The organism is Luteimonas salinilitoris (assembly GCF_041300785.1).
Classification (GTDB): domain Bacteria; phylum Pseudomonadota; class Gammaproteobacteria; order Xanthomonadales; family Xanthomonadaceae; genus Luteimonas; species Luteimonas salinilitoris.
This window is the reverse complement of record NZ_JBFWIB010000012.1, coordinates 93200-118078: the sequence shown is the minus strand read 5'-3', so window position 1 is coordinate 118078 and position 24879 is coordinate 93200. Positions and strand designations below refer to the sequence as shown.

The window sequence follows — 24879 nt, the reverse complement described above, 5'->3', positions numbered from 1 at the left end:
CCGGAAGCCGACCTACGGAGCGTCAGCCGCTCGCGGCCGGCGCTTCGTATCGGGCCGCGCGGGCGCCACCGCCATTCGAAGTCCGAAGGCGCCCAGGATTGTCGTCAAGGTGTCCAGACGCGGGTTGCCCTTGTCCGAAAGCGTGCGATAGAGAGTTTCCCGACTCAGCCCGGTGCGCTCAGCCAACGAGGTCATGCCGCCCATGGCTTCTGCCACCGTGCGCAGCGCGACGGGCACAACGCGTGCATCGCCATCTTCCAGAACGGTTTCCAGATAGGCGGCAATGTCGGATTCGTCATGCAGGTAGTCGCTGGCGCGGAAGGGTTTGCTAGCCGGTACGGGTTTTGTAGTCCTGCCAGTAGTCATGGGCGATCTCGATATCTCGTTTTTGGGTCCGCTTATCGCCGCCGCAAAGCAGTAGCACCAGCGTGTTGCCATCCTGGCCGCAATAGACGCGATAGCCAGGACCATGATCGATACGCAGCTCGAAAACGCCGGTACCAACCGCCTTCCAGTCGCCGCGTAGCCCTGCCTGCATCCTGTCGAGCCGACCGACGAATGCGGATTCGGGCTTGACGGTCGCGCAGTCCAGCCAGCCATTCGCCGAAAGGAGAGTGGCCGTCGACGGTCTGGTACTCCCGGACCTCGATGGGCGTCATCGTAGCTTAAAAGCTACAGCTATGGAAGGAGAATCCATCGGCTACCTCGCGCCCTGAAGACGCACTGCCGGGGCCGGCTTGGTTGGCCGTGCGGGCGGGGTAGGGGCAGAGGCTGCCGTGGGGGCGGGCCTTTTCCGGCTGCGGCGCTGACGGGGCCGATAGGTGCTCGGGGCAGGGGGCGGAATTGCAGGACCGCCCTGGACTGCCCTGCGGGTCTCGACCACGGTCTTCCGCCGGTTGGCGACCAGTTCGGCCGCGGCTCGTACCGGATCGTCTTCGGTGTGGACATACCGCATGAACATGGTCACGGTCTTGTGCGCCGTGAGTGCCATGCCGACCTTGACCGGAATGCCCGAGTTGGCGATGTCCGTCACCGCGCGATGGCGGATGCCATGCGTACCGACGTGGGGTACCCCGGCGCGATTGAGGATGTCGCGCCAGCCGCTGTAGTAGGCGTTGCCCGTCATGCGGTGCTTCCTGTTGAACAGCGAAGGGCAGACATACGGGCTGCCTTCATGACGCGGCGCAGTCGAAAGCAGCCGGTACGCTTCCTCGCTGATGGGCTTGGATATGTCACCGGTCTTGCTGTCGGGCCAGACGATGCGACGACGGCCGAAATCTATCCAATCCCATTGAAGCAGTAGGATCTCGGACATGCGTGCAGCGAATTCGAACTGCAAGCGGATGGCCAATGTCAGCGTGGGGTTCTCCAGTCCCTCGATCTCGGCTCGATCGAGATACGCGAACAGCTTTCCCACCTCTTCGTCGGTGATGAGGCGCGTCTTCCCTCTTTCCGGGAATTTCGGTACATGCCGGCAGGGATTGGAGCCATCGGGACGAATGCCCCAAAGCTCGGCCATGTTGAACATCTTCCGCAGGCAGGTCAGCACATGGTTGGCGCCGCTTGGCGATTTTTCCAGCCGCTTCATCAGCGCGATCACGTCGCTTCGTGTGATCTCATGTGCCTTTCTCCTCCCGAATGATGGAAGGACATGGCAGTCTATGATCCGCTGATACGAATGCCGGGTGCTGGGCTTGTTGTGTGCCTTGGAATAGTCCTCAATAAATCTCTGGCAAAGGTCCTTGACGGTCGGCGCCTTCCGCTCGTTGGCCTTCCTGGCGCCAGGATCTTCACCATGCCTGACTTCGGTGAGCCAATCCTGAGCGAGCTTACGGCCCTGTTCTACGGTCAATTCCCCGAACAGGCCAAGCGATGGCTTCCGCCGTTCGCCGGCCTTGGTGCGGTACTGGACCATGAACACCTTGCGCCCTTTCGGGGTGACTTTGCACATGAAGCCAGGAACGATAGAGTCGCGTAAGATCACGTCCGATATGCCGGGACGGGCTGACTCGACGATGCACTTGGTGAGCTTGACCTTGGGCATTTTGGCGGTTGTTCGACGTCTGTGTTTCCAGGTGACACATAGGTGCCACGCGGTTGGAAACTGGGGAGAACGACATCAAAGGCGGAAGTATTTTGAGCGAACGGAAAACCTGTTGAAAACCCGCTGCAGAGGGCTCTGTCGTAGTTGAGCGAGCTGCAACAGGTGGTATATTTTCCACGCTTAAAATCCCTCGGCCGCAAGGCCATGTCGGTTCGATTCCGACCCCGGCACCAGCTGGAACACGACCGACTCATGATTCCGTGCCCGGGCGGGCCACCGCCGGATGGGCGCCGTCGTGCCGCAGCCGCCCCGTCACGCCGTTGGTCCAGCCGAACCCGTCCTGCAGTGGATATTCGCCGCCGCCGCCGCCATGCGCGCCTTCCGGCGGCAGCTGCAGCGCGTATTTCTCGACGAGCTTGCGCTCGCGCCGGAAGTGGCTGGACACGGTGGTCAGCCAGCGCCGGCGGATCTCGCGCGACAGCAGGCCTTCGCCGTAGTCGGCCAGGCCGCAGATCGTCATCCATTGCAGCGGCGCCCAGCCGTTCGGCTGGTCCCATTGCTCGCCGCTCGCGCGTTCGCTGGTACCGACGCCGCCGTCCTCCAGCAATCGGGAACGAACGGCTTCGGCCACGCGCCGTGCCTGCGACGGGCCGGCAATGCCCACGAACAGCGGCGTGGCCGTGGACGCGAACAGGCGTTCGCGCTGGCGGCCCTGCCGGCAGTCGTAGTCGAGATAGGCGCCGGCGGCCTCGCTCCACATCCAACGGTCGATCGCCCGGCGGCGCGCATCGGCGCGCCGGCTGAACTCGAAGGCCGACGCGTCGTCGCCGCCGGCTGCCGCAAGCTGCGAGATCTGCGCTTCCAGCTTGTGCAGGAAGCTGTTCAGGTCCACCGGCAGGATCGACGTGGTGCGGATGGTGGCGAGCCCGCCGTCGTCGTCGCACCAGCGCGAGCTGAAGTCCCAGCCCGAAGCGGCACCGGCGCGCAGCTCGCGATAGACCTCGTGCACCGGGCGCCGGCCTTGCGCGGCCGTGCCGACGTCTTCTCGGTACGACTCCTCGCGCGGGGTGTCGCGATCGTCCCAGTAGCGGTTGAGCAGTGCGCCGTCGTCCATGCGCACGCAGTGGCGGTGCATCTCGTTGCGGCGCAGTTCGTCGGCGCCCTCCATCCAGAACGCATATTCCTTGCGCAACCGCGGCAGGTAGCGCAGCGCATGGCAGATGCCGTGCGCTTCGAACAGTTCGGTCATCAGCGCGAACACCGGCGGCTGCGAGCGGCTCAGGTAATAGCTCCGGTTGCCGTTCGGCACATGACCGTAGGTGTCGATCAGGTAGGCGAAGTTGTCGGCCATCGAGCGCATCAGGTCGAGCCGGCCGCTGCCGGCCAGGCCGAGCATGGCGAAGTAGGAGTCCCAGTAGTACATCTCGCCGAAGCGCCCGCCCGGCACCACGTACGGATTGGGCAGCGGCAGCAGCGAGGAACGCACCGGATGCTCCCGCGGCTGACGGGTCAGCACGCCCCACAGATAATCGATGTGCTCGGCCAGCGTGCGCTCCGGATCGGATACGTAGCGGCCGGTGGGCGGGTGCTCGGGCCGGAAGTGCGCGTGCACGAATGCGGCGAGGTCGAAACCGGGCGCCGATTTCCGCGCGCGGTAGGCATCGAGGATGTCTTCCGGGTCCTGCAGCGGCGCGCAGTCGACGAAGATCTTGCTGTCGGGGAACACCCGCCCGGACTGCACCGCGACGAACAGTTCCTGGTACCGGTCCGCGGGAGTCAGGGTGTCCGGCTGCGCGACCGTCGCCACCTTGGCGGCGTTGCGCTCGACGTCGCGGGGCTCAGTCCGTTTTCCGCTCATTGGTCCGGACGCGTTTTTCGGTGTAGTCCCACAGCAGCCCGCCATCGACGTAGATGGTGCTGCCGGTGATGTAGTCGGCATCGGCCGAGGCCAGGAACGCCACCGCGCCGGCGACGTCGCGCGGCGTTCCGAGCCGCTTGAGCGGAATGTTGGCCAGCAATGGTTCCAGCAGTTCCGGGTCGTCGAGCAGGGGCGCGTTGATCGGTGTGCGAATCGCGCCGGGCGCCACGTTGTTGACGGTGATGCCCAGCGGCGCCAGTTCCACCGCCAGATTGCGCATCAGCATCTTGATTCCTCCCTTGCTGGCGCTGTAGCTGGCGAAATCGGGGAACGGCAGCTCCTCATGTACCGAACTGATGTTGATGATGCGACCGCCGCGGCCGCTCTCGCCCAGGTGCCGCACGAAGGCCTGCGCGGCGAAGAACGCACCCTTGAGGTTGATGTCCAGCACGCGATCGTAGTCGGACTCGGTGACTTCGCTGAACGTCGCCCGATGCTCGACGCCGGCGTTGTTGACCAGGATGTCGATGCGGCCCATCCGGCGCGCGCCCTCGGCCACCATCGCGCGCACCGCGTCGACGCGGCCGACGTCGGCGGCGAGCACGCAGCCCTCGCCGCCGGCTTCGTGCATCAGCGCCAGCGTGCGTTGCGAATCGGCATCGTCGTGCAGGTCGGCCACGATCACCTTCGCGCCTTCCAGCGCGAGGCGCACCGCGATCCCGCGGCCGATCCCTTGCCCAGCGCCGGTGACCAGCGCCACCTTGTCTTGGAACCGCATCGCGCGCTCCCCAGTAGGAATCGCAATGCTAGTGAACGACATGTCAACGCGATGCGAGCAGTCGCAGCTGCTCGGGAGCGACTGCGAAATCAGCAGGTCCCGCGAGCTCCCGACAATGAGAAGGCCCAGTGCCGAGGATGAAACGCCCGGCGACTGGACCTTCTACCGGAGTTCGCTTCGGACCTCAGCCCGCTGGCTTTTCCTCCGGCACGCGAAAGGTAGCGCAGCGGGCGTGACAGCATCGGTCAACGCGGCCTGGCCCGGCGCGTCGGCGTCGGGCGCTTGCTCGCCCGTGAATCGCCCGCGCGCGTCAGGTGCTGTCCCGATGGCCGTGCCGCTCCATGCCGCGGGCTTCGAGGCCGAGATAGACCAGGATCGCCAGCAGCAGCGGCGCGATGTAGTAGATCGCACGGTAGACCAGCAGCGCCGCGATCAGCTGCGATTGCTCCGCGTGGTTGCCGAGCAGGGCGAAGAACGCCGCTTCCAGCGCGCCCAGGCCGGCGGGAATGTGGACGAGTGCGGCGAACACCGCGCCCGCCAGCAACGCCCCCAGCACCACGGGGTACGCCACTTCGCGGCCGAGCAGCATGAACAGGATCGTGGCGATCGTCAGCCAGTTGAGCGACGACAGCGCCAGCTGCAGCAGCGCCAGCGCAGGCGATGGCAGCCGGTACTCGTGCCCGCGGATGCGCAGGACCCGCCCGCGCAGCCCCGCGCACGCCAGGAGATAGGTCGCCACCAACACCAGTGCCGCGACTCCCCCGGCGGTCAGGTACGAAGCGCGCAGGCCCGCGGCGCCGGCCAGCGGCTCCGGAGCCAGCACCAGCAGCAATCCCGCAAGAGCGGTGTACCCGAGCCAGTTGGCGACGATGCTGAAGGCGACGATGCGGGCGATGACGCCGGCGCCGATCCCGGCGCGCAGGTACATGCGGAAGCGGAAGCCGACGCCGCCGATGAGCGCGCCGAGGTTGAGGTTGAGCGCATAGCTGACGAACGCCGCCGTCAGCACGCGCGGCGTGGACAGTGCGTGCCCGGCATAGCGGCGCGCCGCGAGATCGTAGCCGCAATACAGCAGGTAGCTCGCGACGGCCAACCCCGCGGCCGACCACAGCCTCGTGGCCGGATAGCCCTTCAGCGCCTCGCCCACGCTCGGCCAGTCGACCGAACCGGCATACCGGAACAGCGCCACCGCGACGATTGCGAGCAGCACGAACGGGAAGGCCTTGGCCAGGCGGCGGCGGAGTGCTCCGCGCGGCTTCGTATCGGTGCGGTTCACGAGTCTTGCTTCTCGTCGTTCGCGACCAGCACGACCTTGGGGGTGTGCGCCGGCAGCAGGCCGGCCCACGTCGGAAACCGCCGTTGCGCGTGGTAGAAGACCGGCGCGACCAACGTGCGCCAGAAGCTGCGCCTGGGCAGCGCCCGTGCTTCGATCCGACGGCAGTCGCGCTGCCGCAATCCGTCCAGGCTCTGGCGCAGCCGTTGGTTGAACGCCCGGTCGCGGACGAAGACGTTCGCCTCCAAGTTGAACGACAGGCTCAGCGGGTCGAGGTTGCTGGAGCCGACGGTGCTCCAGTCGTCGTCGACCAGTGCGACCTTGCCGTGGAACGGTCGCCGGCAATATTCGTAGATGGCGACGCCGGCGGCGACCAGGTCGGGATACAGCATGCGCGCGGCCAGCTGCGCGAACGGCATGTCCGGCTCGCCCTGGGTGATCAGCGCCACCCGTACGCCTCGCCGGGCGGCATCGCGAAGCTCGCGCATGAACCCATAGCCGGGAAAGAAGTACGCGTTGGCGATGACGATCTCGCGCCGCGCCGCACGGATTGCCGCGCGGTATTCGTGCTCGATCGCGGTGGAGTTGCGGCCGTTGTCGCGCACCAGGAACAGCGCCCGGGCGTCTCCCGGCATAGCCGCCGGGAGCTCGACGTCGGGTTGGCTCCACGAGTGGCCGTTGTCGTTGGCGTGCATCGCCGTGGAGACGAAGTCGCGGATATCGGCCACCACCGGACCTTCGATCGCGAGCGCGTAGTCCTGCTTGGAGAGCGGGCCGGCGTCCTCCAGATGATCGCATCCGTAGTTGATGCCGCCGACGAAGGCGCGTTCGCCGTCGACGACCAGCAGTTTCCTGTGCAGCCGGCGGAAGACGTTCAGGCGCATGCCGAACAGGGTGCGGTGTGGATCGAATATCCGGAACTTCACGCCGGCCGCCGTCAGCCCCGACAGGAAGTCTTCCGACAGGTCGTACGATCCATATCCGTCGACGGTCATTTCGACCTTCACCCCGCGCCGGCTTGCGTCGATGACGTGCTGGCGCAGTTCGTTGCCGACCTTGTCCTCGAACAGGATGAAGGTCTCGAGCAGGATCTCGTGCCGGGCCTCCGCGATCGCCGCGAAGGCGCGCGGGAAGAAGGCCTCGCCGTTCTCGAGGAGTTCGACGCGGTTGCCCGGGCGCCAGAGCCGGCCGTTCGCGGTCATGCGCATGGCGTCAGCTCCCTTGCGCTTCCACGCAGACGCTGGCGGCGAGCGTGGCATGGTCGGACAGGTGCGACCAGGGCGGCGTGGACAGCACCGCGGCCTCGTGCACGCGCACGTTGCGCACGTAGATCCGGTCCAACGGCAGCAGCGGCCAGCGCGCGGGGAACGTGCGTGCGAGCCGGCCATGGGTTTCCAGGTGCGCCTCGCGCAGGCCGTAGCGCTCGAGCAGGGGATGGCCACGGCGGCGCCAGTCGTTGAAGTCGCCGGCGACGATCAGCGGGGCGTCGTCGGGGATCTCGGCCGAAACCATGGTGCACAGCAGGTCCAGCTGCCGGCGGCGATGGGAGTCGCGCAGCCCCAGGTGGGCGCAGACCGCGTGGATCGAGACCCCGGAGCCGGGTAGGTCGAGCATGCAGTGCAACAGCCCGCGGCTTTCGGCGCCGTCGATCGACACGTCGCGGTTGACGTGGCTGAGGATCGGGAACTTGGACAGCAGCGCGTTGCCGTGATGGCCGTGCGGATACACGCTGTTGCGCCCGTAGGCGAACTGCGGCCAGAGCTCGTCGGCGAGGAACTCGTAGTGCGGGACCTCGGGCCAGTCCTCGTGCTTGTCGGCGTGCTCGCTGTGGGCGCCCTGGACCTCCTGCAGGAAGACGATGTCCGCGGACACGGTGCGGATCGCCTGCCGCAGTTCGGGCAGGACGAAGCGGCGCCGGCCGGCGCTGAACCCCATGTGGATATTGGCGGTGAGCAGGTTGAGGTCGAGATCGGGCATGTCGATGGCGGTGCGCGTCACTTGGGGACCGCGGGCGACGCGGTAGCAGCGCCGACCTTATGGGCTGTCCGCAGAACCCGACGTGAAATCCGCCACCCCGGCAGCCGGCTGCATGCGTGGACATGCGCACGCGCCTGTCGCCGGCGACCGCCGGGTTTGACTTCGGCCACCGGAGGTTGTCGAATGCCGGGCTCCGGCTGCCGATCGTTCCGACCGCGCGGCACGACGCACGCGGTACGAACCGGGGGCCTGCATGCTCGATCCCAACAACGCGCGAATCGGCATCATCGGCCTCGGCTACGTGGGCCTGCCGCTGGCAGTGGCCTTCGGCGGCAGGCACGACACGATCGGTTTCGATATTGATGCCCGGCGCGTGGCCGAACTGCGCGACGGCCACGACCGCACCCGTGAGCTCGACGCCGGGGAACTGGCGGCACCGACGCGGTTGCGCTACAGCGCCGATCCGGAGGACCTGCGCGACCGCAACGTCCATGTCGTCACCGTGCCGACGCCGATCGACGCGCTGCAGCGCCCGGACCTGCGGCCGCTGCAGCAGGCGAGCGAACTGCTGGCGGGGCTGGTGTCGCGCGGCGACCTGGTGATCTTCGAGTCGACCGTGTATCCGGGCACCACCGAGGAGATCTGCGTGCCGATCCTCGAGCGCGGCTCGGGATTGAAGTTCAACGTCGACTTCTTCTGCGGCTACAGTCCCGAGCGCGTCAATCCCGGCGACCGCAACCGGCGATTGGCCGACATCCCCAAGGTCACGTCCGGCTCCACGCCGGAGGCGGCGGACGCGGTCGACGCGCTGTACGCCGGGATCATCGCCGCCGGTACCCACCGCGCGCCGTCGATCCGCGTGGCCGAAGCCGCAAAGGTGGTCGAGAACATCCAGCGCGACGTCAACATCGGCCTGATCAACGAGCTGGCGATGATGTTCGACCGGCTCGGCATCGACACCCTCGACGTGCTCGAGGCGGCCGGCACCAAGTGGAACTTCCTGCCGTTCCGTCCCGGCCTGGTCGGCGGCCATTGCATCGGCGTCGATCCCTACTATCTCACCCACAAGTCGGAGTCGGTCGGCTACCACCCGGAACTGATCCTCGCCGCGCGTGCGATCAACAACCGGGTCGGTGCGCACGTGGCGCTGCGCGTGGCGAGACTGCTCGGCGAGCGCGGCGTGCCGGTCGCCGGCGCCCGCGTGCTGGTGCTGGGGCTCACGTTCAAGGAGAACTGCCCGGACCTGCGCAACAGCCGCGTGCTGGACGTGGTGGAGGGATTGCAGACCGCCGGTGCGCAGGTCGACGTGCACGACCCCTGGGCCGATCCCGACGAGGCGCAGCGCGTGTGCGGCCTGCGACCGCTGGCGGTGCCGGAGGCCGGCACCTACGACGCGGTGGTGCTGGCGGTGGCGCACGCCGGGTTCCGCGACATGTCCGTCGATGCGATCCGCGCCCTGGGCAAGCCCGGCGCGGTGATCTACGACGTCAAGTCGGCATGGCCGCGCGAAGCCGTGGCCGGGCGCCTGTAGACTCGGGCGCATGGTGCCATCGACGCCGGGTCCACGATGAGTCGCTATGCTGCCTACGGGAGCAGCATCGCACTGCTGCTGCTCAGCCTGCTGCTGGCGACGCGCTGGCCGGGCTGGGGCTGGGCCGCGGCGGTGTTCGCTGTGCTGGCGGCGCTCGGCACCTGGGACCTGTTGCAGCGGCGCAGCACGCTGCGGCGCAACTATCCGTTGCTGGCGCACTTCCGCTACGGGCTCGAGTCCATCGGCCCGGAGATGCGCCAGTACTTCATCGAGGGCGACACCGCCGAGGTGCCGTTCTCGCGCCAGCAGCGCGCGCTGGTGTACCAGCGCGCCAAGTCGGTCAGCGACGTGCGCCCGTTCGGCAGCCAACAGGGCGTGTACGCGGCCGACTACGAGTGGCTCAACCATTCGATTGCGCCGGTGGAAATCGCATCGCATGATTTCCGCATCGTCGTCGGCAGCGAGAGCGCGCAGCCGTACTCGGCGAGCGTGTTCAACATCTCGGCGATGAGCTTCGGCGCGCTCTCGCCCAACGCGATCCGCGCGCTCAACGCGGGCGCCAAGGCCGGCGGATTCCACCACGATACCGGCGAGGGCTCGATCTCGCGCTATCACCGCGAGCACGGCGGGGACCTGGTGTGGGAGATCGGCTCCGCCTACTTCGGCTGTCGCGACGCGGAGGGCCGCTTCAGCGAGGAGCGCTTCGTCGCCAATGCGACCGACCCGCAGGTGAAGATGATCGAGCTCAAGCTCTCGCAGGGCGCCAAGCCCGGCAAGGGCGGGCTGTTGCCGGGCGCCAAGGTCACCGCCGAGATCGCCGCCGCGCGCGGCGTGCCGGTGGGGCTGGATTGCGTGTCGCCGTCGCGGCACTCGGCATTCTCGACGCCGCGGGGCCTGCTCGATTTCCTGCAGCGGCTGCGCGAACTGTCGGGCGGCAAGCCGGTCGGCTTCAAGCTGGCGATCGGCCACCCGTGGGAGTGGTTCGGCATCGCCAAGGCGATGTACGAGAGCGGGCCGCTGCCGGACTTCATCGTGGTCGACGGCGCCGAGGGCGGCACCGGCGCGGCGCCGGCCGAATTCATCGACCACGTCGGCCTGCCGATGCACGAGGCGCTGATGCTGGTGCACAACACCCTGGTGGGTCTCGGCCTGCGCGAGCGGATCAGGCTCGGCGCGGCCGGGCGCATCATCAGCGCGTTCGACATCGCCCGCACCATGGCGATGGGCGCCGACTGGTGCAATGCCGGGCGCGGCTTCATGTTCGCGGTGGGCTGCATCCAGGCGCAGAGCTGCCACAACGACCGCTGTCCGACCGGCGTGGCGACGCAGGACCCCAGGCGCTGGAGGGCGCTCGACGTGCCCGACAAGGCCCTGCGCGTGCGTCGTTTCCACGACAACACGCTCAAGGCGCTGGCCGACCTGATCGGCGCCGCGGGACTGGTCCATCCGCAGCAGCTGGGCCCCGAGCACATCCTGCGGAGGGTGTCGGCGATCGAGGTGCGCTCGCTGGCGGCGCTGTACCGCTTCCTGGAGCCGGGCGAGTTGATCCACGGCGCGCCGGAGCACGCGGTGTTCCGGTCCTTCTGGCACGACGCCCGCAGCGACTCCTTCGACCCGCCCGAGCGAATCCGCCGCCTCCGCGACAGCAAGTCCTTGTAGGAGCGCGCCGTGCGCGCGATGCCCGCGTCGCATGAAGACGCGATCGCGGCTTCGGACAGGCTGCGGTTGCCGAAGCCGCACCGACAGGGCCGACGATGCCGGCATCGCGCGCATGGCGCGCTCCTATGCAAACCGGGGTTCCATGCGTATCGCGCACCCGCGGGCGTTCCGGGCTCAGTCGAGCAGTTCCAGCACGCGCTCCGGCGGACGGCCGATCACGGCGCGGTCGCCGCGGACGAAGATCGGGCGCTCGATCAGGCGCGGATGCGCCGCCATCGCCGCGATGATCGCCGCATCGTCCAGCGCGGGAGCGGCGAGGCCGAGTTCGGTATAGACGGTCTCGCCGGTGCGCAGCAGCGCGCGCGGCGCGATGCCGAGCTTGCGCAGCAGGTCGCTCAGTTCGTCGGCGTTCGGCGGCTGCTCGAGATAGGGCACGATGCGCGGCTCGACGCCGCGCGCCTGCAGCAGCTGCAGCGCCCCGCGCGACTTGGAGCAGCGCGGGTTGTGATAGAGCACGCCTGCGCTCACGACGCTTCCGTCGGGTCGGCTTCGGCCGGGCCAGGCTCGTCCGTGGCGCCGGTGCGCTTGGCCACCACGCCGGTGGCGGTCACGTCGGCGCTGGTGTTGGCGACGGTCGCGAACGCATCGGGGATGGTGTCGATCGCCAGCAGCACGCCGAGCGGTTCCACCGGCAGTCCCATCGCTTGCGTGACCGGCATGTTGGTGGTCATGAAGCTGACCTGCCCGGGCAGGCCCACCGAGCCCATGCTGATGACGATGCTCAGCGCCACCGCCGCTGCCAGCTGCGCAGCGCTCAGGTCGATGCCGTACATCCAGGCGATGAACACCACCACGCTCAGGTACTGCACCGGGCTGGCGATGCGGAACAGCGACACCGCCATCGGCAGCACCAGCGAGGTCACCGAGAGCGGGTAGCCGAGCCGCGTGCGCGCGCTGTCGATCATCACCGGCAGCGAGGCCAGCGAGGACTGCGTGCTGGCCGCGATCGCCTGCACCGGGATCAGCGCCGCGGCGAAGCGCCGGATCCGCTCGCCGGCGAACAGCACCGCCACCAGGTACATCAGCAGCGTGATCGCGATGTACAGCGTGCACTGCAGGACGATGTAGTACCCCAGTGCACTGAGCATGTGCAGCCCGACCCGGGCGCACACCGCCAGCACCAGCGCGAACACGCCCAGCGGCGCCGCCCACAGCACCCAGCGCACGATCACGATCATCGCGTCGCCGATCGCCTGCACCAGCTCCAGCATGCGCGCGCGGCGCTCGGGCTCCAGCCGGGTGAGGGCGAAGCCGAAGAACATCGCGAACACCACCAGCGGCAGCATCGCGCTGGCGGCCGCGGCGGCGATGGCGTTGCTGGGGATCACGCCGACCAGCCAGTCGCCGAAGCCGGCCGCCTGGGGCAGCGCCTCGGGTGCCTGGATCGCGGCGCGGAACGCGACCACCAGCGATTCGTCGCGCGGCATCAGCGCCAGGAACGCCGGCGAGGCGACGGCGGCGAAGGCGCCGCAGACCGCCAGCAGGATCACGAACACCGCCATCGCCACGCGCGCGGTGCGCCCGGACGCCGCGGCATCGCTGGCGGTGTTGATGCCGACCACCACCAGTGCCGCCACCAGCGGCACCACCGTCATCTGCAGTGCGTTGAGCCACAGGCGGCCGACCGGCTGCACCGTGTCGGCGACACGCTGTGCGATGCCGGGATCCCATGCCGCCAGCACGAGGCCGACGACCGCGCCGGCGATCAGCGCGATCAGGACCCGTGCCGGCGTGGACAGGCGAAAAGGCTTTTTGGCGGTGGCGTCGGTCATCGGCGGCATCGGTCAGGAGTGAAGGGGGAGCTTGCCATGGTGCACGCGGGTGCGGCCCCCCGTAGGAGCGCGCCATGCGCGCGATGCCGCGGGTGTCGGCAGGATCCGGTGGATGCCGCGATTCCGGACCGGCAGGCGCGCCGGTGGTCGGAATTTGCGGGCGGCGAAATGCCCGCGGCATCGCGCGCATGGCGCGCTCCTACGCGGATGAACCGGGTTGCATCGGGTCATGTCGTTTCCCCTTATGCGCCGAAGGCACTCCGGCGCGGCGTCGATCAGGTTTCCAGCAACTGGCGCATGCGCGCGGCGTTGCGGTCGAGCAGTTGCAACCGTTCCCCGACATGTTCGCACAGCAGCACGAAGACCATGTCCAGCAGATGCTGCAACGCCGAGTGGTACAGCAGCTGCTCGATGTGCGAGCGCTCGTCGTGCGCCGAGACCAGCAGCGCCAGGTCGGCCTGGGCGCGCAGCGGATTGGCGCTGTGGCGGGTGATGCTGACGACCTTGCCGACGCGGTGGCGGAACAGGCGGCTGAGTTCGCACAGCGCCGCGCGCTTGCCGTGTTCGGAGAACACCATCAGCACGTCCTCGTGGTTGGCGTTGGCCAGGCTGGTTGGCATCAGCGCCGGGTCGAAGTGGTAGACCGCGAGAATCCCGACCTGCGACAGCCGCAGGGTGAACCCGCGAGCCGCGATGCTGTCCTGGCCGAGCCCGATCACGAACACCGTGCGCGCGCTGCGGATCGTCTCGGCGATCGCATCGAGGCTGTCCGGCGGGTTGAGCAGACGGGTCTCCTGCTCGGCATTGGCCTTCGCCTGCCACAGCGCCTCGGCGAGGGCGGCGTGGCGATCGCCGTTGCCGTCCGACTCGTGTGCCGGATCATGGTTGCCGCCGTCGCCGCGCGCGATGTCCTCGCCGATCGCGTACTTGAGGTCCGGATAGCCCTTGTAGCCCAGCTTCTGGCTGAACTTGACCACGCTCGACTGGCTGATCTCGAGCGCGTTGGCCAGCTGCTGCGAGGAGTAGTCGCGCAGCAGGTGGGCGTTGTCGAGGATGAAATCGCCGATGCGCCGCTCGATCGCGGACATCTGGTCACGTTGCGAGCGGATCTTGAGCAGTGCCGACATCGGCCCGTCTCCCGGTCACGCGGCCAGCGGTTCGAGACCGCGGATGGCGCGGATGCCCAGGCCCGGCGCGTCGCCGATCGAGATCTCGGATTCGTTGAAGACCACGCCGCCCTCGACCGGGTTGAAGTCGCACAGCGAGGGCCCGTCGAGGTCGATCTTGCGGATCGTGTCGGCCTTGGCCACGGCCACGTGTACCGCCGCGGCGACGCTGATGCTGGATTCGATCATGCAGCCGATCATGCACTCCACGCCGTAAAGCGCGGCGATGTCGGCGATGCGGATGGCGTTGGAGATCCCCCCGGTCTTCATCAGCTTGATGTTGATGATGTCCGCCGCGTGCATACGCAGCAGGTCGATCACCTCGGCCGGGCCGAACACGCTCTCGTCGGCCATGATCGGCGTGTGCACGCGCTCGGTGACGTACTTCAGCCCCGCCAGGTCGCGCGCCTTGACCGGTTGCTCGACCAGCTCCAGCTGCACGCCGGCGTCCTCCAGCGTGCGGATCGCGTAGACCGCCTGCTTGGCATTCCAACCCTGGTTCGCGTCCAGGCGCAGCAGGGCGCGGCCCTCGACCGCGGTGTAGATCGCCTTCACCCGTTCCAGGTCGACGCCGATCTCCCGGCCGACCTTGATCTTCAGCGACTCGAAACCGCGATCGACCGCGGCCAGCGAATCGGCCACCATCTTGTCGATGTAGTCCATGCTGATGGTGATGTCGGTGGTGATGACCGGATCGCCGCCGCCGAGCATGCGGTAGAGCGGGGCGTCGTAGAGCTGCCCCCAGAGGTCGTACACGGCGATCTCGACCGCGGCCTTGGCGCTGGTGTTGCGCTCCGCGGCGCCGTGGATCAGCTGCAGGATGCGGTTGAGGTCGGCGATCTCCATGCCGACCAGGCGCGGCGCGATCAGCTTGTCGATCGCCTCGATGATCGAGCCGTGGGTGTCGCCGGTGATCACCGCGGTGGCCGCCGCCTCGCCGTAGCCGATATGGCCGCTGTCGGTATGCACGCTGACGATGATGTCCTCCACCGCGGTGACGGTGCGCAGGGCGGTCTTGAACGGAGTCTTCAGCGGGACCCGGAGCTTGTCCAGGCGGATCTGGGTGATTTTCATTCGGCTCGTGTTCCCCGGGAGGCGTCGGTCAGCGGATGCGGACGATGCTGGTGATGCGGTCGATGGTGGGCTGGTCCTGGCCGGACATCAGCGGCTCCAGCGGCGTCACCACCACGCCGTTGAGCGGCATCCGCACCAGGTCGCCGCCGGCGCCCAGGTAGCTGATGCCGGTGGTGTCGTGGATGACGTAGGTGGTGCCGTTCTCGCGCCCGATCACCATCATCACGTGGCCGGGGATGTAGACCAGGTCGCCGACCTCGAGCTTCGCCACCTCGGCCATGAGCGCGACGTGGCTGTCGGATTCGTCGAACAGCGTCTTGTCCAGCGCCGGGCTCACGCTCTGGTCGCGTGTGTTGCGCGGCACCCGCACGTCCATGCTGCGGTAGACCTCGGAGACGAAGCCGCTGCAGTCGCGGGCGTTGTACGAATGCCCCCAGCCGTAGCGCTCGCCGAGGAACTTGAACGCCTGGCCGATGATGTTGGCCGGTGTGAGCGGCAACGGCTGCGGCGACACGTCCGCGGTGCGCGGCAGCAGCGTGGGCACCAGCGCCAGCGTACCGTCGTCCTGCCGCAGCGGCAGCTCGATCACGTGGCCGAAGTACGGATGCTGGCCGTGCACCGCGCGATCCGCCGGCCAGTCCGCCAGCAGCGGCACGCGAACGCCCATGTCGAGCTGCAGTTCCGAGACCTGCGGCTGCTCCGGGTTGTAGACGGTGCGCGCGGTGGCGCCGGTGACGACCAGCGACGGCGACTTGCGCGCGTAGCCGAGCACCGTATCGCGCTCGCCGATCGCGACGGCATCGCGATCGATCCAGGCCGAGTAGCGGTCGCTGGCGACGAACAGCCAACGGCCGTCGTCGCTCTCATGCGCGACCACCACGGGCGTGCCGGGAAACAGCGCGCTCTCCTGGAAGCGGTCGATATCGGTATCGCCCGGGCGGCTGAAGATGCGGGTGGCATCGGGGAAGGTGCGCAGGTCGGCACGGCGGACCACCAGGCCGTAGCGGGTCGCCTGCGAGGCTGGGACGGCGTCGAGCGCGAGATTGGACTCCAGCGCGTCGAAGAACGAGGCGGGCAGCACCGTGCCGGCGGCGTCGTAGCGCTCGCCTTCGGGGCGCGACGACAGCGCGCGGATCCAGCCGGCGACCTCGGCCCGCTCGAGCGTGGCCGGCAGGGCGGTGACATCGCGCACCGAGTCGTCGTCCGCCACCAGCGCCGCGTTCTGGCGGGCGATGGCAGCTTCATCCAGATAGGGCCTGTCGGCGGCCGCGCCGAGCCGGCCGATCCAGTGGGCCGGGTCGAGATAGCGCGCCTCGACGGCCACTACGCCATGGGCGGGCACCGGCAGCGCGGATGGCGCCTCCCGGGCCGGCGCAGGCCCGGCGCAGGCCGCCAGGGCCGTTGCCACCAGCAATGTGAACAGCTTCGAGGGCTTCATGGCTTCCCCTTGCATGGGCCGCCAGGCGACCCGGCGACAGTTATGGAATACATTTTTCTTAAAATCAACTTCGGAAGAATAAATTATTGACTGGCCCCTGCGGCAATGTTACATAGCCGTGACGTAGGCCACACCAGCAAGGGGGCGGACGTGCGGGGCGTGACGGACCAAAACGGACTCACCAGTCGGACCGGCGCGGCAGCGCAAGGGTTCGCCCGCGCCTGCGTGTTCGGCCTGCTCGCGTTGCTTACGTGGCCGGCCAGTGCCGAAGGACTGCCGCCGGCCGCGCCTCTGGAGATCGTGGCAATGGTCGACGAGGGCCGCTTCACCGCGGCCGAGGCGCGCATCGCCGAATTGCTGGCGATGGCGGAGGACGACGCAGACCTGCGCCGCGCACTCGAGTTCCAGCGCGAACGCATGCGCCGCATCCGCCTCGATTTCCCGCTCGACGAAGCCGCCGCCAAGGCCGCGGTGCGCAAGCAGGCGCCGGACGTCAGCAACGCCGAGTTCGCCGCCTGGGATCGCGAAGGGCTGATCGAGCGCATCGAGATCGACGGCGAGAAGCGCTACTTCAACCGCGCCGTCTTCAACCTGTTCCGCCTCGTGCCCGAAGCCGCCGCACGGCGCGCGCCGCCGGTGCGCCCCTTCAGCCAGGGCCCGTACGAGGTGCTCCATCCGCACCACGAGGAAGTGCTGGCCGCGGCGAAGGACAGCGGCGCGACCAGCGTGGCGCCGCGGCGCGTGCGCATCACCCAGTCGCTGACCGTCGATGCCGACGCGGTGCCGGCCGGCGAGACGGTGCGCGCGTGGATCCCGTATCCGCGGGCGATCCCGGGCCAGCAGGAGGACATCCGCCTGGTCGACAGCGTGCCCACCGGCGCGCGGATCGCGCCGGAGAGCGCACCGCAGCGCACCGCCTACCTGGAACGGCCCGCCGTGGCCGGCGAGCCGACCCGGTTCTCGGCCAGCTACGAGCTGACCATCCATGCCCGCCATTTCGACATCGATCCGGACCGGGTGGTCGCGGCTGAAATCGACGCGTCGCTGGCGCCGTACGTGGCCGAGCGCCCGCCGCACGTCGTCTTCACCGACGCGATGCGCGCCTACTCGCGCAAGGTGGTCGGCGACGAGACCAACCCCTACCGCATCGCACAGAAGCTGTTCGCCGCGGTCGACGAGATTCCCTGGGGCGGCGCGCGCGAATACTCGACCCTCAGCAACATCGGCGACCACGCCCTGCACGCCGACCACGCCGACTGCGGGCAGGTCACCCTGCTGCTGGTCACCCTGCTGCGCATGAACGGCATCCCGGCGCGCTGGCAATCCGGCTGGACCTTCTCCGACGACGACGTCGGCTACGACAACATGCACGACTGGGGCTGGCTGTACCTGGCCCCGTACGGCTGGGTGCCGATGGACGTCACCACCGGCCAGCTCGAGTCCGACGATCCGGCGCTGCGCTGGTTCTATCTCGGCGGCCTCGACGCCTCCCGCATCGCCTTCAACGACGACTGGTCGCAGCCCTTCGTCCCGCCCAAGCGCCATTTCCGCTCGGAGACCGTGGACTCGCAACGCGGCGAGGCCGAGTGGGACGGCGGCAACCTGTATTTCGACCAATGGGACTACGACTTCGAGTGGCAGGTCCTGCCACCCGCCACGGACGAGCGCACCTGACCATCGCCAACCATCACGCACCTGTTTCTGGGGAGAACCGCTAATGAAGGCCAGCCATACCAAGTTCCGCCGCGCCGCACTCTGTCTCGCCCTCGGGGCGTGTTTGTCCGCAACCACGCCGGCGGTGCTGGCGCAGAGCGTGACCGGCGCGGTGGCCGGCCGGGCCGAGGCCGGGGCGCGGGTCACGATCATCAACCCGTCGACGGGCTTCACCCGTAGCGTGACGGCCGGAGCCGACGGCAGCTACCGGCTCCCGCTGCTTCCACCTGGGCACTACACCGTGCAGGCGGAGGGCGGCCAACCCGTTGGCGTGACCGTGAGCCTGGGCAACGCGACCACCGTCAATCTGGCCAGCAGCACGACCGACCTGGCCGCCATACAGGTGATCGGTTCGCGCGTGGTCAACGCCGTGGACGTCACCTCGACCGAGTCGGCGACCAATATCACGGCCGAAGAGATCGAACGCATGCCGGTTGAGCGCAACGTCACCTCGGTGGCATTGCTGGCGCCGGGCGTGGCGCAGGGCTCGGCAAGGTTCGGCGGCCGCTCCGCCGCCGGCCTTTCCTTCGGCGGTTCCTCGGTCGCGGAGAACGCCTTCTACGTCAACGGCCTGAACGTCACCGACTTCTACAATCGTGTCGGCTTCTCCGAGGCGCCGTTCGACTTCTACGGGGAATTCCAGGTCAAGACCGGCGGCTATTCGGTGGAGTTCGGCCGGACCACGGGCGGCGTGGTGAACGCCCTGGCCAAGTCCGGTACCAACGAGTTCCGCGGCGGCGCGAAGCTGGTCTGGGCCCCAGACGACTGGAGAGCGTCGCAACGCGACAGCTACCACGACGGCGATCGCTACATCACCCGCAGCAAGGACACCACCGACGACACCAAGCTCAACGCCTGGGCTTCGGGCCCGATCATCAAGGACAGGCTGTTCTTCTTCGCCATGTACGAGGGGAGACGGATCGAACCGGAAAACACCGACAATCTGGGTACCAGCTTCGACCGCGGCAAGTCCGATGACGGCTTCTGGGGGACGACGCTGGATTGGCAGATCACCGAGAACAACCTGCTCAATCTGATGGCGTTCTCCAACGAGAACCGCACCGACACCACCACCTACAAGTACGATTTCGACACCGACACGGTGGGCGATGCGCTCTCCGACGCGTACTCCGAAAGCGGTGGCACCAATTGGGCGCTGACCTGGAGTTCCTATCTCACCAATTCGCTGTCGATGAAGCTGATGCACGGCAGCATGGAGCGCAACAGCCTCACCGGTTCGCCCAACGATCCCGACTGCAACTCCGTCAGCGCTGGCAATGGCGTGCCCGAAGCCGGCGTTCCGCTGGGCTGCTCCAGCAACCTGAGCATCTACGACCGCAACGACGAGCGCGAGCAGACCCGTGCGGACTTCGAGTGGTCGCTGGGCGACCACCTGCTGCGCTTCGGCTACGACCGCGAGGTGAACACTTCCGACCTCAGCCAGAGATACTCGGGTCCCGGCGGGGTGGCCTACTCGGTCAGCACGACCACGCCGAACGCACAGATCCCCGACGCCGGCACCGTGCCGCCGGGCTACACCGAGTACGTGCGTGCCCGCCGCTACGAGCTCTTCGGCGAGTTCGAGTCGAACAACCAAGCCCTCTACATCGAGGACAACTGGTCGATCACGCCGAACTTCCTGCTGAACCTGGGCCTGCGCTACGAGGAGTTCGACAACAAGGACGCGGAAGGGCGCACCTATATCGAGATGGACGACATGATCGCGCCCCGCGTCGGCTTCTCCTGGGACTTCAAGGGCGACGGCACCACCAAGCTGTTCGGCAACGCCGGCCGCTACTACCTGCCGGTGGCCAACGTCATCAACATCAAGCAGGGCGGCGCGCTGCTGGACGAGCGGACGTTCTACGGCTTCGACGGCTGGGAGATCCACGAGCGCGACGGGGTCCAGTACGCGCTGCCGATTCTCGGGCCGCAGTTCGGCTTCAGCGACGACCAGGGCGACGGCACCGTCGGTGACCTGCGCGCCGAGGTCGACGCCGACATGGATCCGGTCTACCAGGACGAGCTGATCCTCGGTTTCCAGCAGGCATTGAATGAGGCATGGTCGTGGGGCGTGCGCGGCACCTACCGCAAGCTCAACAACGCCATCGACGACATCAACGTCACCGCCACCCACTGCGGCCGCGTCTCGAGTTCCTGGGTGATGGCCAACCCCGGCGAGGACCTCACCATCTGGGGCGACACCGATTGCGACGGCAGCGACGACGGCTATCTCACGATCGACACCTCCCAGGCCGGCTACTGGACCGAGGACGACCATTACGTCCTTGAAATCGATGATCAAGGTACGGCAGATCCGGAAGACGACGAACGTTCCTGGGAGTACACGCACTCGACGCCAAATGGCCAACGGGGCTGGGTCAAGCCGAAGCGCACCTACAAGGCGATGGAATTGCAGCTCGACCGCGCCTGGGACGGGAAGTGGGCCTTCAACGCGTCGTACACCCTGTCTTGGAGCGAAGGCAATGCCGAAGGCCCGGTCAACACCGACACCAACTTCGGCGATGCCGGCCGCACCGAGAACTTCGACGACCCGTTCGTCAACTACCGCGGCGACGGTCCACTGGCCAACGACCATCGCCACCAGATCAAACTGCGCGGCGCGTATGCCCTGAACGACAACTGGCGTGTCGGTGCGACCCTGGATGCGCGGTCGGGCGGCCCGATCACCGCCATGGGCGTAGGCAATCCGTACAACTGGAAGAGCTACCACAGCTATTTCGTGTGCACGGAGAACTGCACAGCGGACCAGACCTATCCGGGTGCGCTGGAAGGCGACACCTGGAACACCGGCGAGCGCGTGTTCGAGCACTCTCCGCGTGGCGGCGCCGGCCGGATGCCCTGGATCGTCGATATCGGTCTGAGCGTGGCCTACGAGCGCAGCTTCGGCGCCGTCGATTTCACGGCCAAGCTGGCGGTGTACAACCTGCTCAACAACCAGAAGACGGTCTGGGTATACCAGGACCTGGAGCCCGGCGTCGGCGACCGCAATGCGTTCTTCGGCAAGGAGCGTTTCCTGCAGGCGCCGCGCTACAGCCAGCTGACCCTGGCGCTGGCGTTCTGATCCGGCAGGCCGGGGCGCCCACGGGCGCCTCGGGCCAATCGCGACACTGCTTCGTGTTGCCCTCCTCGCGGCCGCGCTGTCGGCCGCTTTTTTTGGGGCTCCCGCTACCGGCATGGACGCTCGGAACGTGAACCTGACGACCGGCCTCGCTCCGTTGCCTGATGCCACAGGCCGCGCAGTGACTGGAATCGATGTTTCCCGTGAAAACGGCAGGGGGAATAGATTATTGACCGCCTACAGGGGTCGTGTTACACAGCAATGAAAGGGGGATGGCGGCCGGGAAGCAGTCACATGCATTCCGCACCGGCGAGAGAACTGGTGCGGGTCCCGGGGAAAAGGGCGAGCGCGTAATCCTGGTGTTGTCGCGTTTTTGGCGCGGGGCGTTCCATCGCGGTCGGGCGATCGCTGGACGGGCTGGCGTTCCAGGGCACGAGGTCGCTTTCGCGGTCGACGCCTCGAATGGCATGGCCACGCGCATGGCAGCGCGCGGCGTCGCCAACGTTTCGCAGCGCTCCACTTACCCAGGAAATCCCGCATGCCTACCGCATATCCGCGTTCGAAGCCGAGCCGTCTCGCCGCGGCCATCCTGGTCGGGCTGTTGAGTCCGGGGGTCGCCCTCGGGCAGGAGAGCCCGACCGATCCGCCGGAACCCGACGACCAGAGCGCGCCCCGGACGCTGGACACCGTGCGGGTGACGGGTTCGCACATCAAGCGCACCGAGGTCGAGAGCCAGCTGCCGATCACCGTGTTCCGGAAGGCCGACATCGAGGCGCAGGGCATCACCTCGGCGGAACAGTTGCTGATGTACATGAACGTCGCCGGCAATTCTTCCGACAACCTGTCCAGCAATGCCGGCATCGTCCACGAGGAGCAGCGCGGCAACAACGGCGTGTCCGGCGCCAACCTGCGCGGACAGGGCGCCGACGCGACCCTTGTGCTGCTCAACGGCCGCCGCGTGGCCACGCACGGCCTCAAGGGGCGGGCTGTCGACCTGAACTCCATTCCCTTCGCGGCCATCGACCGGGTCGAGGTGCTGCGTGACGGCGCATCGGCCGTCTACGGCACCGATGCCATCGGCGGCGTGATCAACTTCATCACCAGGCGCGACTACACGGGCGCGGAGGCTTCCGCGTTCGTCGACGTGACGGAAGCCGGCGGCGGCAACATCCATCGTGCCAACCTGCTGGTGGGCGGCGGCGACCTGGACACGGACCGCTGGAACGTCTTCGGTACGGTGAGCTTCAAGAAGAACGAGATCCTGCGCGGCACCGACCGCGATTTCTCCAACGCCTTCCAGCCCGAGCGCGGCCTGTCTCCCGACACCCGCGGTCCGCCGTTCGCGACGGTGTTCAACCATGACGGATCGATGATGGGCGGAGGCGTGCTCGATCCCGGGGACGGATCGCTGCAGGCGGCCGTCAACATCCTGAACCTGCCCGGCGCGGCCGGCTGCGAGAGCGGCGGCGACCTGATGGGGCCGTACGATCACCGCCTGTGGAACGTCCCCTCCTCGCGCTACGCCTGCGCTTGGGACTATCCCGCCGCGGCGGTCATCCAGCAGCCCCAGGAGAGCATCGATTTCATCGGCCGGGCGACCTTCAAGGTGTCGGACCGCCACGAGGCCTTCGTCGAGTTCGTCGGCTCCGACGTGGACGTCGAGAAGACCTTCGAGCCGAACCAGATCTCGTCGAGCACGTCGGAGACTGCCGCCTTCAACCCGGACACCTGGTATCCGAGCACCGGCGAATCCTACGACATGGTCTTCGACGCGCTGGCGGACTATTTCGGCGCCGACCAGCTCAGCTACGGCGACCGCATCGCCTATCGTTGGCGCTGCATGGCCTGCGGTCCGCGCCAGATCTCGACCAACACCAAGGCCTACCGGTTGCTGGCGGGGTTCGAGGGCCTGGTCGGGAGGTGGGATTACGCGGTCGGCCTGTCGCGCGCCTCCAGCGAATCGACATCGACGCTGGCCGGCGGCTTCCACTACACCGATGCCTTGCAGGAGGCCTTCGGCAGCGGCCTGCTCAACCCGTTCCTGCTGCCGGGGCAGGAGCAGTCGGCGGCGGCAATGGCGGCGCTCGAGGCCGGGTCGGCGACGGGCGTGGTGCTGTACGGCGGCGAGTCGGTCGTTACCCAGATCGACGCCGTCTTCTCCGGCGACGTGGGATTGTCGCTGCCCGGCGGATCGATCTACGCGGCCGCGGGCATCGACCTGCGCCGCGAGGAGTTCAGGTTCAATGGTGACGAGCGCGCCGACTTGCGGCCGGTCTTCAACGCGCCGTTCGACGACGCGAACATCCTCGAGGACGTCAGCCGCGACATCGAGGCGGTCTTCGCCGAGGTCTACCTGCCGGTCTTCGACAGCCTGGACGTCACCCTGGCCGGCCGCTACGACCGCTACGACGGCTTCGGCAGCACCACCAACCCGAAGGTGTCCTTCAAGTACCAGCCGCTCGATGCGCTCGCGTTCCGCGGCGCCTACAGCACCGGCTTCAAGGTGCCGTCCTTCAACCAGCTGTTCAACGGCGTCAGCGAGCTGCCGTACACCGGCTTCGACCTGGCCGATCCGGCCACCTGCCCGGGCGGCGTTCCCGATCCCGAGGTGCCCGGGTGCGAGTCGATCCAGCCCGACATGCTCTTCGGAGGCAAGGAGGACCTGCAGCCGGAGGAGTCCAAGCAGAAGAGCTTCGGCGTGGTGATCGCGCCGGTCGACTGGTTCAACATGACGCTGGACTGGTGGGACATCGAGCGCACCAACACGATCCAACCGGCGCGGACCGAGGTCCTGGTCGAGCACTACGACCTGTTCCAGGAGAACTGGATCCGCAACGCCGCCGGCGAGGTCGTCGCCATCGATCGCCGCTACATCAATTCGGGCGGCAGCCAGATGCGGGGCGTGGAGGTGGATGCCAACTTCATGGGCGAGCTGGCCGGCGGGCGCTGGAGCGTGAACCTCAACGGCAGCTATATCGACTCGTTCCGGACCAAGGGTGTCGAGGCATTGCCGTACACCGACAACCTGGTCGGCGACTACGTGCGCTACTACAACCTGCCGATCAAGTGGAAGCACACGTTGAACTTCAGCTACTTCCGCGGCGACTGGACCCACAGCCTCACCCAGATCTACCGCCACGGCTACAACGACGAGCCCCCCGTCAGCGTCAGGAACGACACCTACGTCCCGCCGCAATGGGAGCCCAGGGTGCCCAGCTACACCACCTACAACTACAGCGTCGGCTACACCGGCATCGATTCGCTGAAGGTGATATTCGGCATCAGGAACCTTCTCGACGAGGATCCGCCGTTCACCGCGCACCAGAACGACTTCGCCGCGGGGGCTGGCTGGGAACCGCGTGTCGCCGACCCGCGAGGGCGTGCCTATACCCTGCAGCTCGAATACAAGTTCTTCTGACAGGCAACGAATTGGACAGGACAGTGCGGCGCGCAG

General features: G+C 67.7%; 18 protein-coding genes. 5 read left to right on the top strand and 13 right to left on the bottom strand.

Annotated elements, in window-relative coordinates; translation table 11 throughout:
- Positions 1-12: 12 nt before the first annotated feature.
- From AB5T46_RS16250 to AB5T46_RS16215, 8 genes are all read right to left on the bottom strand, one after another.
- Complete coding sequence (locus AB5T46_RS16250; protein ID WP_370565089.1) at positions 13-366, bottom strand: addiction module antidote protein; 354 nt, start codon at positions 364-366, stop codon at positions 13-15.
- Positions 329-538 (bottom strand): type II toxin-antitoxin system RelE/ParE family toxin, encoded by a 210-nt coding sequence (locus tag AB5T46_RS16245; protein WP_370565088.1) that lies wholly within the window; start codon positions 536-538, stop codon positions 329-331. Before AB5T46_RS16245 ends, AB5T46_RS16250 begins: the two co-directional genes overlap by 38 nt.
- A 162-nt stretch (positions 539-700) precedes the next feature.
- Positions 701-2044, bottom strand: coding sequence for a tyrosine-type recombinase/integrase (locus tag AB5T46_RS16240; protein WP_370565087.1), 1344 nt, complete (start codon positions 2042-2044; stop codon positions 701-703).
- Between the two features lie 250 nt (positions 2045-2294).
- Entirely contained in the window at positions 2295-3902 is a 1608-nt protein-coding gene (gene treF, locus AB5T46_RS16235) for an alpha,alpha-trehalase TreF (RefSeq protein WP_370565086.1), read from the bottom strand.
- Complete coding sequence (locus AB5T46_RS16230; protein WP_370565085.1) at positions 3883-4680, bottom strand: SDR family NAD(P)-dependent oxidoreductase; 798 nt, start codon at positions 4678-4680, stop codon at positions 3883-3885. Before AB5T46_RS16230 ends, treF begins: the two co-directional genes overlap by 20 nt.
- A 310-nt stretch (positions 4681-4990) precedes the next feature.
- Positions 4991-5956: a lysylphosphatidylglycerol synthase domain-containing protein gene (locus tag AB5T46_RS16225; RefSeq protein WP_370565083.1), complete on the bottom strand. Its 966-nt coding sequence runs from the start codon at positions 5954-5956 to the stop codon at positions 4991-4993.
- Complete coding sequence (gene clsB, locus AB5T46_RS16220) at positions 5953-7161, bottom strand: cardiolipin synthase ClsB (protein WP_370565082.1); 1209 nt, start codon at positions 7159-7161, stop codon at positions 5953-5955. Before clsB ends, AB5T46_RS16225 begins: the two co-directional genes overlap by 4 nt.
- A 4-nt stretch (positions 7162-7165) precedes the next feature.
- Complete coding sequence (locus tag AB5T46_RS16215) at positions 7166-7930, bottom strand: endonuclease/exonuclease/phosphatase family protein (protein WP_370565098.1); 765 nt, start codon at positions 7928-7930, stop codon at positions 7166-7168.
- A 253-nt stretch (positions 7931-8183) separates the two neighbouring features.
- Between AB5T46_RS16215 and AB5T46_RS16210 the strand changes: the two genes are divergently transcribed.
- Both AB5T46_RS16210 and AB5T46_RS16205 read left to right on the top strand, forming a co-directional pair.
- On the top strand, positions 8184-9461 hold the full coding sequence (locus AB5T46_RS16210) for a nucleotide sugar dehydrogenase (RefSeq protein ID WP_370565081.1): 1278 nt from the start codon (positions 8184-8186) through the stop codon (positions 9459-9461).
- A gap of 36 nt (positions 9462-9497) precedes the next feature.
- Positions 9498-11120: an FMN-binding glutamate synthase family protein gene (locus AB5T46_RS16205; protein ID WP_370565080.1), complete on the top strand. Its 1623-nt coding sequence runs from the start codon at positions 9498-9500 to the stop codon at positions 11118-11120.
- 174 nt (positions 11121-11294) lie between these two features.
- Here the strand turns inward: AB5T46_RS16205 and arsC are convergent, their stop codons facing one another.
- The 5 genes from arsC to AB5T46_RS16180 form a co-directional block, all read right to left on the bottom strand.
- Entirely contained in the window at positions 11295-11648 is a 354-nt protein-coding gene (gene arsC / locus AB5T46_RS16200) for an arsenate reductase (glutaredoxin) (protein ID WP_370565079.1), read from the bottom strand.
- Positions 11645-12919 (bottom strand): dicarboxylate/amino acid:cation symporter, encoded by a 1275-nt coding sequence (locus tag AB5T46_RS16195; protein ID WP_370565097.1) that lies wholly within the window; start codon positions 12917-12919, stop codon positions 11645-11647. Before AB5T46_RS16195 ends, arsC begins: the two co-directional genes overlap by 4 nt.
- Before the next feature lie 308 nt (positions 12920-13227).
- The gene (locus tag AB5T46_RS16190) at positions 13228-14079 is read right to left on the bottom strand and encodes a MurR/RpiR family transcriptional regulator (protein ID WP_370565078.1); all 852 of its coding nucleotides are present in this window, start codon (positions 14077-14079) and stop codon (positions 13228-13230) included.
- Between the two features lie 15 nt (positions 14080-14094).
- Positions 14095-15192, bottom strand: coding sequence for a dipeptide epimerase (locus AB5T46_RS16185; protein ID WP_370565077.1), 1098 nt, complete (start codon positions 15190-15192; stop codon positions 14095-14097).
- Positions 15193-15220: 28 nt separating this feature from the next.
- A complete protein-coding gene (locus tag AB5T46_RS16180; RefSeq protein WP_370565076.1) occupies positions 15221-16630 on the bottom strand; it encodes a C40 family peptidase in 1410 nt (469 codons plus the stop codon).
- A gap of 306 nt (positions 16631-16936) precedes the next feature.
- On the opposite strand from AB5T46_RS16180, the gene AB5T46_RS16175 reads away from it, so the two are divergent.
- From AB5T46_RS16175 to AB5T46_RS16165, 3 genes are all read left to right on the top strand, one after another.
- Positions 16937-18304, top strand: a complete 1368-nt coding sequence (locus tag AB5T46_RS16175; RefSeq protein ID WP_370565095.1) for a transglutaminase-like domain-containing protein — start codon at positions 16937-16939, stop codon at positions 18302-18304.
- Positions 18305-18347: 43 nt separating this feature from the next.
- Entirely contained in the window at positions 18348-21428 is a 3081-nt protein-coding gene (locus AB5T46_RS16170; protein WP_370565074.1) for a TonB-dependent receptor, read from the top strand.
- 535 nt (positions 21429-21963) lie between these two features.
- The gene (locus AB5T46_RS16165; protein ID WP_370565073.1) at positions 21964-24843 is read left to right on the top strand and encodes a TonB-dependent receptor domain-containing protein; all 2880 of its coding nucleotides are present in this window, start codon (positions 21964-21966) and stop codon (positions 24841-24843) included.
- Positions 24844-24879: the final 36 nt, after the last annotated feature.